The sequence below is a fragment of the Winogradskyella sp. PG-2 genome, assembly GCF_000828715.1.
GTDB lineage: Bacteria > Bacteroidota > Bacteroidia > Flavobacteriales > Flavobacteriaceae > Winogradskyella.
The window spans coordinates 565826-580312 of the sequence record NZ_AP014583.1; the positions used below are offsets into that span (position 1 = coordinate 565826).

Below are 14487 nucleotides of genomic sequence, written 5' to 3' on the forward strand. Positions count from 1 at the left end.
TACCTTTTTATTAAGCTTCGTAATCTCTAGCTATGATAAACTTAGTCTTTACAGGAAGTTTTTGAGCTGCTAAACGTAAAGCTTCTTGAGCTACGTCTAATGGCACTCCACTGATTTCAAATAACATACGTCCTGGCTTTACAACAGCTGCCCAATATTCAACGGCACCTTTACCTTTACCCATACGTACTTCAAGAGGTTTCTTTGTGATAGGCTTGTCTGGGAATATCTTAATCCATAACGCTCCTTCTCTTTTCATGTAACGAGTAGCTGCAATACGCGCTGCTTCTATTTGACGTGCAGTTATAAAAGAATAATCTAATGACTTAATACCGAAAGTACCATTTGATAACAAATGACCTCTTCCTGCATTACCTTTCATACGACCTTTCTGCTGCTTACGAAATTTTGTTCTTTTAGGCTGTAACATTTTTTCTTTTGTTTAAAAAATTACTTTCTACGACGAGATTGGTTCTTATTTCCACCACGTCCACCTTTTCCTTTTTGTTTAGATAGACCAACTAATGGAGAAAGTTCTCTTTTTCCATATACTTCGCCTTTCATAATCCAAACTTTGATACCCAATCTACCATAAGTAGTATGCGCTTCAACTAAAGCATAATCAATATCAGCTCTAAAAGTAGATAAAGGAATACGCCCTTCTTTATAGTGCTCTGAACGCGCCATTTCAGCACCATTCAAACGACCACTAATCTGAATTTTAATTCCTTCTGCATTCATACGAATAGCTGCAGCGATAGCCATTTTAATTGCACGTCTGTAAGAAATTCGGCTTTCTATCTGACGAGCGACACTTGCTGCTACTAAATGTGCATCTAGTTCAGGTCTTTTAATTTCAAAGATGTTCAATTGAACTTCTTTACCAGTAATTTTTTTAAGCTCTTCTTTTAACTTATCTACCTCTTGCCCACCTTTTCCAATAATAATACCAGGTCTAGCAGTAGTGATAGTAACGGTTACAAGTTTAAGTGTACGCTCAATTATTACTCTACTTACACTAGCTTTAGATAAACGTGCATGGATATACTTTCGGATTTTATCATCCTCAGCAAGTTTGTCTCCGTAATCGTTTCCTCCGTACCAGTTAGATTCCCATCCTCTGATAATTCCTAAGCGATTTCCGATTGGATTTGTCTTTTGTCCCATATCTCTATCTTAGCTTTGTGTTTTATTTAATGCATCTACAACCACAGTTACGTGATTAGAACGCTTTCTAATTCTGTGTGCTCTACCTTGAGGAGCTGGACGTAATCTCTTTAACATAGTTCCGCCATCTACTCTAATCTCTTTAATGTAAAGCTTTGCTTCTTCAACGTCTGCATCTTCGTTTTTAGCTTGCCAGTTTGCAATTGCAGACATTACAAGTTTCTCTAAACGACGAGACGCTTCCTTAGGACTAAATCTAAGAATCTGAAGCGCTTGTTCTGCCTTTTTCCCTCTAACTAAATCCGCTACTAAACGCATTTTTCTTGGAGATGTAGGACAGTTATTTAGCTTAGCAAAAGCAACTTGCTTTTTCTCAGCCTTAATAGCTTCCGCCATTTGTTTTTTACGACTTCCCATGATTCTTATTTTTTACCTTTATTCTTAGCACCTGCATGACCTCTAAATGATCGTGTTGGTGAAAATTCTCCTAATTTGTGACCTACCATATTCTCAGTAACATATACTGGAACAAACTGACGACCATTGTGAACTGCTATAGTCTGACCAACGAAATCTGGAGAAATCATTGATGCTCTCGACCAAGTTTTAATTACCGTCTTTTTATTCGAAGCTACATTTTCTGCAACTTTCTTTTCTAATTTATAGTGGATATAAGGTCCCTTTTTTAATGAACGTGCCATACTATCTTAATTATTTCTTTCTACGTTCTACAATATATTTGTTACTCGCTTTAGTCTTAGAACGTGTTCTGAAACCTTTAGCAGGAATACCGTTTCTAGATCTTGGATGACCACCTGAAGATTTACCTTCACCACCACCCATTGGGTGATCGACTGGATTCATAACTACTGGTCTTACTCTTGGACGTCTACCTAACCATCTGCTTCTACCAGCTTTACCAGACACCAACAATTGGTGATCTGAGTTAGATACAACTCCAATAGTTGCCATACATGTTACTAAAATCATTCTTGTTTCACCTGAAGGTAACTTCACTGTTGCAAATCTACCATCTCTTGCCATTAACTGAGCAAATGCTCCAGCACTACGAGCCATTACAGCACCTTGCCCTGGACGTAACTCTATACAAGAGATAATTGTACCTAAAGGTATTTCACTTAATGGCATTGCATTTCCAATTTCTGGAGCAATTCCACTTTCACCAGAAACTATCTTTTGTCCTACTTGTAAACCATTCTGAGCGATAACATAACGCTTCTCGCCATCTTGGTAATTTAATAGTGCTATAAATGCAGTTCTGTTTGGATCATACTCGATTGTCTTAACTTCCGCCGGAACACCAGTTTTGTTACGTTTGAAATCGATAATACGATACTTCTTCTTGTGACCACCACCTAAATGGCGCATGGTCATTTTTCCTTGACTGTTTCTACCACCAGATCTTTTTTTCGGAACAAGCAAGCTTTTTTCCGGCTTATCAGTAGTTATGGCGTCAAATCCATTTACTACTCTAAATCGCTGAGCTGATGTGATCGGTTTTAATTTTCTTACTGACATAAGTCTAATTACATGTTAGCGTATAAATCTATTGTTTCACCTTCCGCCAGTTGTACAATTGCCTTTTTTACAGCATTTGTTTTACCATGTTGAACACCAGTTTTTGTAAACTTGGTCTTACGATCTGGACGGACATTTATTGTACGAACTTTTTCTACAGAAACTCCATAAGCAGCTTCAACTGCCTTTTTGATTTCTACCTTGTTCGCCTTTGTATTCACTTGAAATGCATAAGCATTTAACAACTCACTTTGCATGGTTGCCTTTTCTGTGATTATAGGTTTTATTAAGATACTCATCTTGTTCTATTTACTTAAGTTCGATTCAATTCCTTCTAATGCACTTTCAATCAGAATAACTTTATTAGCATTCATAATTTTATAAGTACTTAATTCTGAAGCTGTTACAACCTCAGAGCCTTTAAAATTGCGTGATGACAAATATACATTATTATTTGAGCCACCCAACACAATAAGAGATTTTTTGTTTTCAACCTCTAAAGCCTTTAAAACATTGACAAAGTTTTTAGTTTTTGGAGCATCAAAACTGAAGTCTTCCATTACTAAAATTGATTTATCGTTTGCCTTAATACTTAATGCAGATTTACGTGCTAATCGCTTTACGTTTTTGTTTAATTTAAAACCGTAATTTCTTGGTCTAGGACCAAACATACGACCACCACCTTTAAATACACCAGACTTAATAGAACCTGCACGAGCTGTACCAGTTCCTTTTTGTTTTTTAATCTTACGTGTACTTCCAGTAATTTCTGCTCTTTCTTTTGCCTTATGCGTTCCTTGTCTTTGATTTGCTAAGTATTGCTTAACATCTAAATAGACTGCATGATTATTAGGCTCTATAGCATATACGTTTTTAGAAAGCTCAGCTTTTCTACCCGTATCTTTTCCGTTTATATCTAAAACTGCTACCTTCATTACTTCTCAATGATTACATAAGAATTTTTGTGACCAGGAACACATCCTTTCACTACTAGTAAGTTCTTTTCTGGAACTACCTTGTAAACTCTTAAATTTTGAACTTTTACTGTTTCACCACCCATTCTTCCGGCCATCTTCATTCCTTTGAATACTCTCGCAGGATAAGAAGCTGCACCAATAGAACCTGGAGCTCTTAAACGGTTATGTTGACCGTGTGTTGCTTGACCTACACCAGCAAATCCATGACGTTTTACAACACCTTGGAATCCTTTACCTTTTGAAGTTCCTGCAACATCTACAAACTCACCTTCAATGAATTGCTCTACTGTGATTGAATCACCTAACTTGTACTCCGCATCAAAACCTTTGAATTCAACGACTTTGCGTTTTACAGAAGTACCCGCTTTTTTAGCATGACCAATGTCAGCTTTTGTAGCGTTCTTTTCTGTCGCGTCATCGAAACCTAATTGAAGGGCCGAATAACCGTCCACTTCTTCAGTTCTGACTTGGGTAACGATACATGGTCCAGCTTCGATTACTGTACAAGGAATATTCTTCCCATTTTCATCGAAAATGCTGGTCATACCGATTTTTTTTCCAATTAACCCAGACATATTTATTATTTATTAATTATTACTCTTTATTTAAAACTCAAGGCTGAAAATACGTTTCAGCCTTGAATTGTATTTTTAACCGTTTTTCCCTCGACCGCATCGGTGGGACATGTTTTGTATTACTTACACCTTAATCTCAACTTCAACGCCACTTGGTAATTCAAGTTTCATTAAAGCATCAATAGTCTTAGAAGATGAAGAATAAATATCCAATAATCTCTTGTATGAGCTTAATTGAAATTGTTCTCTCGACTTCTTGTTTACGTGTGGTGAACGTAATACAGTAAATATCTTCTTGTGAGTAGGTAATGGAATTGGACCCGTTACCACAGCACCTGTACTTTTCACTGTTTTTACAATCTTGTCAGCAGACTTGTCTACTAAGTTGTGATCGTAAGATTTTAATTTTATTCTGATTTTTTGACTCATTTTATTAAGATTTACGATTCAACTCCTTTAGCTGCTGCAATTACTTCCTCAGAAATATTCTTAGGAGTTTCAGCATAGTGAGAAAATTCCATTGTTGATGTTGCTCTACCTGAAGATAACGTTCTTAATGTTGTAACATATCCAAACATTTCAGATAATGGAACAGTAGCTTTTACAGTTTTTGCACCAGCTCTATCTCCCATATCACTTACCTGACCTCTTCTTCTGTTTAAATCACCAACAATATCACCCATGTTTTCCTCAGGTGTAATAACCTCAAGTTTCATAATAGGCTCCATAATTACGGCTTTAGCTGCTTTTGCAACATTCTTAAAACCTAATTTAGCTGCTAATTCGAAAGATAATTGATCAGAATCTACATCGTGATAAGAACCGTCTCTCAAAGTAATTTTCATAGCGTCAACTTCGAAACCAGCAAGTGGTCCATTTATCATCGCCATTTTAAATCCTTTTTCTATTGAAGGGATAAATTCCTTAGGAACATTACCACCTTTAATAATAGACTCAAATTGAAGTCCTACTTGACCTTCATCAGCAGGCTCAATAGTAAATACTATATCTGCAAATTTACCACGACCACCAGATTGCTTTTTATAAACTTCTCTATGATCTGCTGAAGCTGTTATTGCTTCTTTATATTCAACTTGTGGTTGACCTTGGTTAACCTCAACTTTAAATTCTCTTTTAAGACGATCAACAATTACATCTAAGTGTAACTCACCCATACCAGATATAATAGTCTGGCCTGAAGCTTCGTCTGAACGTACAGTAAATGTAGGATCTTCTTCAGCTAATTTAGCTAAGCCCATTCCTAATCTATCAACATCTGCTTTAGTCTTAGGTTCAACCGCAATACCAATTACTGGATCAGGGAAGTCCATAGATTCTAAAACTATAGGATGCTTTTCTGCTGTTAATGTATCTCCTGTTTTAATAGATTTAAATCCAACAGCAGCACCAATATCACCAGCTTCGATAAAATCAATTGCATTTTGCTTATTAGCATGCATTTGGTAAATACGAGAAATACGTTCTTTTTTACCAGAACGATTATTCAACACGTACGAACCTGCATCTAAACGACCAGAATAAGCTCTAAAGAATGCTAAACGCCCTACGAAAGGATCAGTAGCAATCTTAAATGCTAAAGCAGCGAAAGGCTCCTTTACATCTGGCTTACGAATTTCTTCTTGTTCTGTATCTGGATTAACACCTACGATACCTTCCTTATCTACTGGAGAAGGTAAATAACGACATACAGCATCTAATAAAAATTGTACACCTTTATTTTTAAAAGCAGAACCACAAATCATAGGAATGATTGCCATATCCATTACAGCAGCTCTAAGTGCAGCATGCACTTCTTCTTCTGTAATAGAATCTTCATCTTCCATGAACTTCTCTAGTAAGTTCTCATCGTAGCTAGCTACTTCTTCTATTAATAAAGCTCTATACTTTCTAGCTTCTTCTTTAAGCTCTTCTGGAATTTCAACAACATCAAAAGTTGCCCCTTGAGTTTCATCATGCCATACAATAGCTCTATTCTTAACTAAATCTATAATACCTTTAAAATCTATCTCATCACCAATGTTTAAAACAATTGGCACTGCATTAGACTTTAACATATCTTTTACTTGTTGACAAACACCTAAAAAGTTAGATCCTTGACGGTCCATTTTATTAACGAAACCAATTCTAGGTACTTTATAATTGTCAGCTAGTCTCCAGTTAGTTTCAGATTGTGGCTCAACACCATCAACTGCACTAAATAAGAATACTAAACCATCTAGCACACGTAATGAACGATTTACCTCAACGGTAAAATCAACGTGACCAGGAGTATCAATAATATTAAAGTGATATCCTTTAGTACCTTCAGTTGGTTTTCCATTTTCAATTGGAAACTCCCATGTACAAGTTGTAGCAGCAGAAGTAATTGTAATACCTCTTTCTTGCTCTTGCTCCATCCAATCCATTGTTGCAGCACCATCATGTACTTCACCAATTTTGTGAGAAACACCTGTATAATAAAGAATACGTTCTGTAGTAGTGGTTTTTCCTGCATCAATGTGAGCAGCAATACCTATATTTCTTGTGAATTTTAAATCTCTTGCCATTTCTTATTAAAATCTAAAGTGAGAGAATGCTTTGTTTGCTTCGGCCATTTTGTGAGTATCAACTCTTTTCTTAACAGCTGCACCTTCTTCTTTAGCAGCAGCTAATACTTCTGAAGCTAAACGCTGTGCCATAGATTTTTCATTTCTTTTACGAGAATAGCTAATTAACCATTTCATCGCAGTAGAAACTTTACGATCTGGACGAATTTGCATTGGTATTTGAAATGTTGCACCACCAACACGACGACTTCGCACTTCTACGTGAGGCATCACATTAGATAGAGCATCTTTCCATACTTCTAACGCTGTTTTTTCTTCGTCATTCTTTTTCTCTTCAACAATATCAATTGCATCATAGAATACTTTAAAAGCTACAGACTTCTTACCATCCCACATCATCATGTTAACAAAACGTGTTACTAACTGATCATTAAATTTTGGGTCTGGTAAAAGTGGTCTTTTTTTTGCTGCTCTTTTTCTCATGTCTTCTTCTTAAAGTTTTAAATTACTTTTTAGGGCGTTTTGCACCATACTTAGATCTACGTTGTGTGCGACCAGCAACACCTGCTGTATCTAATGCACCACGAACGATGTGATATCTAACACCTGGCAAATCTTTTACCCTTCCACCTCTAACCAATACTATCGAGTGCTCTTGTAAATTGTGACCCTCACCACCAATGTATGCATTTACCTCGTTTCCGTTTGTTAAACGAACCCTTGCTACCTTACGCATTGCTGAGTTAGGTTTTTTAGGTGTCGTTGTATAAACACGAGTACATACACCACGTCTCTGAGGACACGAATCTAAAGCAGCCGATTTACTCTTCTTGGTTATTTTGGCTCTTCCTTTTCGTACTAATTGTGAAATTGTTGGCATATATTTCTATATAAAATTTTATTTACCCTCACTTTTGAGGGCTGCAAAGGTAGGAATTAATCTTAATTATTCAAATAGTTGAGAATTTATTTTTCAAAGAAATATAACTATTGATTTTATACATATATATAAAGGCCTATTTTTACGTTATCATCTGAGTTATTCTATTCTGATTTAATGATATTTTTAAAACGTTTTTTTATAATCTCACTTTTGATTTTTACAAATCAGATTACTGGGCAATCTATAAGCCTAAAAGTTGAAGGTGAAAGTGAATCAAAAACTAAAATCGCTGATTCTATTGGTTATTCAAAGCTATTTGATAATTATATAAATCTTGAAATTGAATTAAAAACTGTGAAAAAAAAACTTGTAAGACTTGGCTATATTGACACTAGTATTGAAAGTATTATAAAACAAAATGACACCTTATTTAAAGCCCAATTAAATTTGGGTCATAAAATCAATACGATACGTATTATATATGATTCTAGTTTCAATATTGAATTACTAAATTTTATTAATCATATTAAAGGTGATGATTTCTTTGATTTAGATATCACTCAACTAGAAATTTCTTTAAACGAATTGAATTCAAAAATTGCTGAACAAGGTGACCCTTTTTCAACCATACAATTAGTTAATATTTCTAAGACGAATCCCAATTTAATTTCAGCTAATCTCAAAATTGTTTTCAACCAAAAAAGACGTATTGACAAAATTATTATAAAAGGTTATGAAAAGTTTCCGCAGTCTTATATAAAAAGGTTTCTGAAATTGAGAACTGGGAAATCCTTTAATCTAAATGGGATTAAAGAAAAAGTTGAATCCTTAGAAGATTTACGTTTTGCAAATCAGATTAAAGACCCTGAAGTTCTATTTACAAAAGACTCTACTACACTTTATTTATATATAGAAAAAACCAGAACCAATAATTTTGATGGCTTCTTAGGTTTTGGAACTAATGAAGCAACTAATAAAATTGAGTTTGACGGTTATCTAGATTTAAGACTTATTAATAACCTAAACTTTGGTGAAACACTTAACTTATTCTATAAAAGTGATGAGATTGATCAGCAGACCATTAAAGTTGATGCAGATTTACCTTATTTATTTGGTTCACCATTGGGATTACAAGTTGGCTTAAATATCTTTAGAAAAGATTCAACATTCTCAAATGCTAAACAGTATGCGAAAATCAATTATCAGATCAATGCCCAACACAGAATTGGAATTGGTATTAACTCAACTAGTTCAACAAATCTTTTAGAGAATGACACTGCTAATTTAGATGATTACAAATCTGACTATTATACACTAAATTACAACTATACAAAGGCACAATTTTACGACCCATTATTCCCCATAAACTTTCAATTTGATTTATCTGCTGGTTTTGGAGACAGAAAAAATGACATTAATAACCTAAAACAAAGTGTCCTTAATATTAATACCTACAAGATTTTTAAGCTTAACCCAAAAAATAGCATTTATACCAGATTGAATGGAGCTATTTTAACTTCAGACAACTATTTAGACAACGAACTCTTTCGTTTTGGAGGCATAAATTCAATTCGAGGCTTTGAAGAAAATAGTCTGGTTGCCAACCTTTATGGAGTCATTAACACCGAATATCGCTATCGACTTAGTAATAGTATATTTGTACATTCTGTAATTGATGCTGCTTACTTTGAAAACCAACTCAATGACCAGAAAGAGAAATTATTTGGTTTCGGATTTGGCTTAGGACTACTTACAAATTCTGGTTTGTTTAGATTAAACTATTCTAGCGGAAAAACAGAAAATCGTCAATTTAAATTATCCAACTCAAAAGTTCATGTGAGTTTAACTGCTACTTTTTAGAAAATAAAAATTATGCTTAATTAGGTGCATTTCTAAAATTAGAGAGACAACGATTAAAATCACTTATAAATTCTTACAAACAACTAAAGAACAAGGGCTAAACAAGCAATTTAAGTAATTATATTTTTTTCATTATTTATGTTAATTTAACCTAAAAAAATAGTTTATTTTCAATGATTTTTTAAAAAAATTGATATATTCTTGGTTTGCTGACATTTTATTATGATTTTTACATTAACTAATTATCAACTATAATAAATTATGAAAATTAAATTAAAAGGAATGCTAACGCTATTCCTAGCGTTAGCGGTGCAGCTATCTTTTGCACAAGAAAAAACAGTTTCTGGTACTGTTTCTGATGAATCAGGACTTCCCTTACCAGGCGTAAACATCCTTGTAAAAGGAACAACAAATGGAGTACAAACCGATTTAGACGGTAAATATTCTATTAACACCAATGTGGGAGACGTTTTAGTTTTCTCTTACATTAGTTTTGTAAGCCAATCTATTACTGTAGGTACTTCTAATACGATTAACGTATCGTTAGCAGAAGACGTTTCAGTATTAGATGAGGTTGTTATTAATGCTTTAGGTCTAGAAAAAAAGAAAGACGATGATTTGAGTTCCACGTCCATCGTAAAGGTTGACCAATTGCAAAAATCTGGTGAAGCTGGCGTACTGCAAGCACTATCCGGTAAAACTTCTGGTGTAAACATTACAAGAAACTCTGGTGATCCTGGAGCTGGTGCTTACATCCAAATTCGTGGACAAAATACTATCTTAGGTGATAGTAGTCCACTTATCGTAATTGATGGGGCTATCATATCTAACAACTCTATTGGTGGCGGTACAGCTGGTGTTGTACAGCAATCTCGTTTGAATGATATTAACCAAGAAGACATCGAATCTATTTCAGTATTAAAAGGTGCTTCTGCAGCTGCCGTATATGGAACAGGTGCTGCAAATGGAGTAATTGTTATCAAAACAAAAAGAGGCACTAGAGGCGGAAAAAAATGGAAAATAGATTACAAGAACAGTTTTTCATTTGACCAAGTAAACGTAGAATGGGATAAGCAAGGTATTTATGGACAAGGCTTTAATGGTGTAGATCACTTATCTGGTTCTGGATTATCTAATACTGGTTTCTCTTATGGAGGCAGAATAGATGCAAGATCTGGAGGACCAGACACAGTAGATACAACTGGTGCTTATTTTCAATCAGCAACTGGTAATGTAATTTACCCTATAACACAGAAAAACTCAAGAGAAGTTTTTAACCAATCAAATAGAGATGCTGTATTTAAGACTGGTGTTACTAACGAGAACAATATTAGCTTTAGTCACTCTGGAGAAGACTCTCGCACATTTGTAAGTCTTTCTAACTGGGATCAAGATGGTATCTATAATGGTGCATCTGATTACAGAAGAACAAGTGTAAGATTAAATAGTGATATTGATTTCTCTGATAGATTTACTTTAAAGTTATCGTCTACTTATATAGATATAGAATCTAATAGAGTGCAGACTGGCTCTAACCTTAATGGTTTATACTTAGGATATTTAAGAACGTCCCCAGATTTTGATATTAGAGATTATGTAGGTACACATTTTGATGCGGGCGGAATTCCAACACCTAACTCTCATAGAGGTTATAGACAACATTTAGGGTCTGCAAGGACGTTTAATGCCAATGATGGAACATTTAGTTACAATTCACCATCATACAATAATCCATTATGGACAACAAATAAACAAAAAAACTTAAATGATGTAAGTCGTTTTATAATTGCGCCTGAAGCGAATTTTAAAATCAATGATAATCTATTATTAACTGGACGTTATAGTATGGATTACTATCAGGATAACCGTTTGGGTTATGAACCAGCAGGTTCTGCAGGAGATGGTACTAATGGTGAATATGAAGAAGACAGAATTACGGAATCTAATCAAAACATCAATGTATTTTTAACTGGTAATTATGACTTAATGGATGATTTGAGAATGGACTTTACAGTAGGTACTCAATTTTTTCAGAGAAAATACAAACGTTTGTCTTCTGAGGAAGCGAACTTCACTAATCCTGATGAAATCTTCTTAAATGGAGGAAATGCAATTTCAGCAAACTCTAATTTTGATGACTACATTCTTAAAACTAGAAAATCTGGTGGATTTGCATTATTGAACTTTGATTATAAAAATGAGTTTTTATTAGAATTAACTGCAAGAGGCGAATATTTATCTGAATTACCTAATGCAGGTTTAATATTCTATTCAAGTATATCAGCAGGATGGAACTTTACAAAATACCTTGAAAACTCAGATGTATTATCATTTGGTAAGCTTAGAGCTTCATATGGTGAAGTTGGTATTGGCCCAGACCCATACTTAACAGATAACTATATTACTACTGGAGGTGTATTTTCTGGTTGGGGAGATGGTTATGATGGTGCACAATATGGTAATCCATTAACACGCTCATCTCTTCGAGGAAATCCAGATTTAAAAGAAGAACGTGTTAAAGAATTTGAAATTGGTTTTGATACGCGTTTCATAAATAATAGAATAAGCTTATCAGCTACATATTACAATAGAACAACTGATGATGCTTTATTAGAATTACCAATTCCAAATTCTACTGGTTTTGATAGACAAGCTGTTAATGCTGCAAAGATTTCAAACAAAGGGATTGAAATAGATTTATCTGGTAGAATTATCAGTAATGAAGATTTACAGTGGAATATGAATATCAGTTATACAAAAAATACAAGTTTAGTTGAAGATATGGCCGGTAGCGCATTCTTTGGTTTAAATGGATTTACGTCTAATGAATCTGGTGTTGCAGAAGGTCAACCATTCGGAATTATAAGAAGTACACGTTATGCAAGAGATGATAATGGTGATTATATTCTTAACGCTAATGGTTTCCCTACAGCGTCGCCAACAACGGATTTTATAAGTGATCCAAATCCAACTTGGAGAGGTGGTTTAGGAACATCTGTATCTTATAAAGGATTTACATTATCAGCTCAATTTGAAACTTCTCAAGGCAATCAAGTATGGAATGGTACTAGAGGTGTATTATACTTCTTTGGTATCCATCCAGATACGGCAGTTGAATCTGTCGCATCACAAGATTTGGTTACTGCTGGAGGTAGTACAATTCCTGCAGGAGCTACATTTAGAGGTTGGGAACAAGACTTTGGTGCTGGACCTGTAGCTGTTAACCAAGATTGGTGGACAGGAAATGGTGGTGGATTTGGTGATGTTGGAGAGCCTTTCCATGAAGATGCATCTTGGACGCGATTAAGAGAACTCTCTTTATTTTATTCTATTCCAAGAGATCTTATTTCTAAATTAGGTATGACTAATGCAGAGATTGGTATAACAGGTCGTAATTTATTATTATGGACAGATATTGAAGGGTTTGATCCTGATAATAACTTAACAGGTGCATCTAAAGGTCGTGGATTAGAGTATTTTAGTAATCCTGGAACAAAATCATTCTTAACAACGATAAGATTATCATTCTAATCAAATAAAATTATTATAAAATGAAAAAAATAACATATTTATTCTCGTTTATAGTATTGGCTTTGGCATTAGCTTGCGAGTCTTATACTGAAGATTTAAATACTGACCCTAACCAGTTTAGTAGTGCACCGCCAGAACTTATTATTGGGCAAGCACAATTAGGATGGGCGCAATTAGCAACTAGCAATAGTGCTAGATACGCAGGTATCTTTATGAACCATTTTACTGGTGAAGACAGACAATATATTGCTGTTAACCAATACTCAACTACAGCTGGTGATTATGATGACACTTGGGATGATTCTTATGTAGATGGTATAGCAGCAGCACAATTAACCAAACAATTAGCTGAAGAAAGTGGAGCTACTCTACTTGTAGGTATAGCACAAATATGTGAAGCAGCAATTTTTGGAGAAATGACAGCACTTTTTGGAGATATTCCATTTACAGAAGCTAATGACGTAGAAAATTTTCCTGAGCCTGCTTATGATGCTCAGTCTACTGTTTTAGCTGGTGTTCAAACCTTACTAGATAATGCAATATCTAATATAGGTTCTACTACAGGTACACCTTATACAGGTAACAGAATGTCTAGTTCTGCTTCATGGATAGAAATTGCTTGGTCATTAAAAGCGCGTTATTATTTAATTGCTAAAGACTATCCAAATGCATTAACAAGTGCTCGTAATGGCATAGATACACCAGAGAAAAGTTTAGTAACTTTACATACGACTTCTACTAATACAGAAAATTTATACTATCAGTTTATGGTAGATGAACGTGATGGTTACTTAGGAGCAACTGATTCTCATTTAGTTAATTTATTAAGTGGCGTAACAGCAAGACTTATTGCAACCCCAGGTGACGCGGAAAGATTTGATTTTTACTTTACACCTTATAGTGATGGAACTGGTCATGCACCGAATGTATCATCTACAGGAGTATTTGCTGAGACAGCATCTATGAATATAATATCGTACGAAGAAGTGAAATTAATTGAAGCTGAAGCTGCTAACCGTACAGGTGATGCAGGTGATGTGGCAGCATTTAATGAAATAAGAGGATATTTAGCAACACAATATGGTGGAAGTTTCCCAGATACAGCATCTGCTTCAGGTAGTGCTGATTTATTAATGGAAATTTTAGAAGAAAAGTACATCACACTAATTGGTGAACTTCAACCTTACCATGATGTAAGACGTACAGCTAATATGCTTAACGTACCACCTAAAACAGGTGCAACTATACCACAACGTTTTATATATCCACAAGTAGAAATAGATGCGAACTCAAATGTTCCTTCTCCTCTACCAGGATTATTTGACCCAACACCAATAAATTAAATTTTAACGAGTTAGTTTCTTAAAATTTACAAAAGGCCACCTATA

15 protein-coding genes are annotated in these 14487 nt (G+C 34.7%); 3 read left to right on the plus strand and 12 right to left on the minus strand.

The features are described from left to right. Nucleotides 1-10: 10 nt before the first annotated feature. The 12 genes from rplP to rpsL all read right to left on the minus strand — a co-directional run bounded on the left by rplP (nt 11) and on the right by rpsL (nt 7705). Nucleotides 11-430, minus strand: coding sequence for a 50S ribosomal protein L16 (gene rplP, locus WPG_RS02605; RefSeq protein ID WP_045468990.1), 420 nt, complete (start codon nt 428-430; stop codon nt 11-13). Nucleotides 431-450: 20 nt separating this feature from the next. Then, nucleotides 451-1167 (minus strand): 30S ribosomal protein S3, encoded by a 717-nt coding sequence (gene rpsC / locus WPG_RS02610; RefSeq protein ID WP_045468993.1) that lies wholly within the window; start codon nt 1165-1167, stop codon nt 451-453. Nucleotides 1168-1176: 9 nt separating this feature from the next. Further along, nucleotides 1177-1584 (minus strand): 50S ribosomal protein L22, encoded by a 408-nt coding sequence (gene rplV, locus WPG_RS02615; RefSeq protein WP_045468995.1) that lies wholly within the window; start codon nt 1582-1584, stop codon nt 1177-1179. Between the two features lie 5 nt (nt 1585-1589). Continuing rightward, nucleotides 1590-1868 (minus strand): 30S ribosomal protein S19, encoded by a 279-nt coding sequence (gene rpsS, locus WPG_RS02620; RefSeq protein WP_008269180.1) that lies wholly within the window; start codon nt 1866-1868, stop codon nt 1590-1592. Nucleotides 1869-1878: 10 nt separating this feature from the next. Next, complete coding sequence (rplB, locus tag WPG_RS02625; protein ID WP_045469000.1) at nt 1879-2706, minus strand: 50S ribosomal protein L2; 828 nt, start codon at nt 2704-2706, stop codon at nt 1879-1881. A gap of 8 nt (nt 2707-2714) precedes the next feature. Next, nucleotides 2715-3005: a 50S ribosomal protein L23 gene (gene rplW / locus WPG_RS02630; RefSeq protein WP_045469003.1), complete on the minus strand. Its 291-nt coding sequence runs from the start codon at nt 3003-3005 to the stop codon at nt 2715-2717. Nucleotides 3006-3011: 6 nt separating this feature from the next. Further along, a complete protein-coding gene (gene rplD, locus WPG_RS02635; RefSeq protein WP_045469008.1) occupies nt 3012-3641 on the minus strand; it encodes a 50S ribosomal protein L4 in 630 nt (209 codons plus the stop codon). Continuing rightward, the gene (gene rplC, locus WPG_RS02640; RefSeq protein ID WP_045469011.1) at nt 3641-4258 is read right to left on the minus strand and encodes a 50S ribosomal protein L3; all 618 of its coding nucleotides are present in this window, start codon (nt 4256-4258) and stop codon (nt 3641-3643) included. The genes rplD and rplC overlap by 1 nt, the downstream gene beginning before the upstream one ends. Before the next feature lie 123 nt (nt 4259-4381). Next, complete coding sequence (rpsJ, locus tag WPG_RS02645; RefSeq protein WP_007650482.1) at nt 4382-4687, minus strand: 30S ribosomal protein S10; 306 nt, start codon at nt 4685-4687, stop codon at nt 4382-4384. An 11-nt stretch (nt 4688-4698) separates the two neighbouring features. Beyond that, nucleotides 4699-6825 carry an elongation factor G gene (gene fusA / locus WPG_RS02650; protein WP_045469018.1) on the minus strand — a complete coding sequence of 709 codons (2127 nt, stop codon included), beginning with the start codon at nt 6823-6825 and terminating at the stop codon, nt 4699-4701. A gap of 6 nt (nt 6826-6831) precedes the next feature. Beyond that, the gene (rpsG, locus tag WPG_RS02655) at nt 6832-7308 is read right to left on the minus strand and encodes a 30S ribosomal protein S7 (RefSeq protein ID WP_045469020.1); all 477 of its coding nucleotides are present in this window, start codon (nt 7306-7308) and stop codon (nt 6832-6834) included. 22 nt (nt 7309-7330) lie between these two features. Next, nucleotides 7331-7705: a 30S ribosomal protein S12 gene (rpsL, locus tag WPG_RS02660; protein ID WP_008269190.1), complete on the minus strand. Its 375-nt coding sequence runs from the start codon at nt 7703-7705 to the stop codon at nt 7331-7333. Between the two features lie 213 nt (nt 7706-7918). Here rpsL and WPG_RS02665 point away from each other — a divergent pair, with 213 nt between their 5' ends. From WPG_RS02665 to WPG_RS02675, 3 genes are all read left to right on the plus strand, one after another. Continuing rightward, nucleotides 7919-9568, plus strand: a complete 1650-nt coding sequence (locus WPG_RS02665) for a BamA/TamA family outer membrane protein (protein ID WP_231850242.1) — start codon at nt 7919-7921, stop codon at nt 9566-9568. A 261-nt stretch (nt 9569-9829) separates the two neighbouring features. Then, entirely contained in the window at nt 9830-13099 is a 3270-nt protein-coding gene (locus WPG_RS02670) for a SusC/RagA family TonB-linked outer membrane protein (RefSeq protein WP_045469026.1), read from the plus strand. A gap of 20 nt (nt 13100-13119) precedes the next feature. After that, nucleotides 13120-14442: a SusD/RagB family nutrient-binding outer membrane lipoprotein gene (locus WPG_RS02675; RefSeq protein WP_045469030.1), complete on the plus strand. Its 1323-nt coding sequence runs from the start codon at nt 13120-13122 to the stop codon at nt 14440-14442. The last annotated feature ends 45 nt before the right edge of the window (nt 14443-14487 follow it).

What these genes read in the sequence shown, in the direction of transcription:
- rplP (WP_045468990.1), bottom strand. Translation starts at nt 430, where the DNA reads ATGTTACAGCCTAAAAGAACAAAATTTCGTAAGCAGCAGAAAGGTCGT.
- rpsC (WP_045468993.1), bottom strand. Translation starts at nt 1,167, where the DNA reads ATGGGACAAAAGACAAATCCAATCGGAAATCGCTTAGGAATTATCAGA.
- rplV (WP_045468995.1), bottom strand. Translation starts at nt 1,584, where the DNA reads ATGGGAAGTCGTAAAAAACAAATGGCGGAAGCTATTAAGGCTGAGAAA.
- rpsS (WP_008269180.1), bottom strand. Translation starts at nt 1,868, where the DNA reads ATGGCACGTTCATTAAAAAAGGGACCTTATATCCACTATAAATTAGAA.
- rplB (WP_045469000.1), bottom strand. Translation starts at nt 2,706, where the DNA reads ATGTCAGTAAGAAAATTAAAACCGATCACATCAGCTCAGCGATTTAGA.
- rplW (WP_045469003.1), bottom strand. Translation starts at nt 3,005, where the DNA reads ATGAGTATCTTAATAAAACCTATAATCACAGAAAAGGCAACCATGCAA.
- rplD (WP_045469008.1), bottom strand. Translation starts at nt 3,641, where the DNA reads ATGAAGGTAGCAGTTTTAGATATAAACGGAAAAGATACGGGTAGAAAA.
- rplC (WP_045469011.1), bottom strand. Translation starts at nt 4,258, where the DNA reads ATGTCTGGGTTAATTGGAAAAAAAATCGGTATGACCAGCATTTTCGAT.
- rpsJ (WP_007650482.1), bottom strand. Translation starts at nt 4,687, where the DNA reads ATGAGTCAAAAAATCAGAATAAAATTAAAATCTTACGATCACAACTTA.
- fusA (WP_045469018.1), bottom strand. Translation starts at nt 6,825, where the DNA reads ATGGCAAGAGATTTAAAATTCACAAGAAATATAGGTATTGCTGCTCAC.
- rpsG (WP_045469020.1), bottom strand. Translation starts at nt 7,308, where the DNA reads ATGAGAAAAAGAGCAGCAAAAAAAAGACCACTTTTACCAGACCCAAAA.
- rpsL (WP_008269190.1), bottom strand. Translation starts at nt 7,705, where the DNA reads ATGCCAACAATTTCACAATTAGTACGAAAAGGAAGAGCCAAAATAACC.
- WPG_RS02670 (WP_045469026.1), top strand. Translation starts at nt 9,830, where the DNA reads ATGAAAATTAAATTAAAAGGAATGCTAACGCTATTCCTAGCGTTAGCG.
- WPG_RS02675 (WP_045469030.1), top strand. Translation starts at nt 13,120, where the DNA reads ATGAAAAAAATAACATATTTATTCTCGTTTATAGTATTGGCTTTGGCA.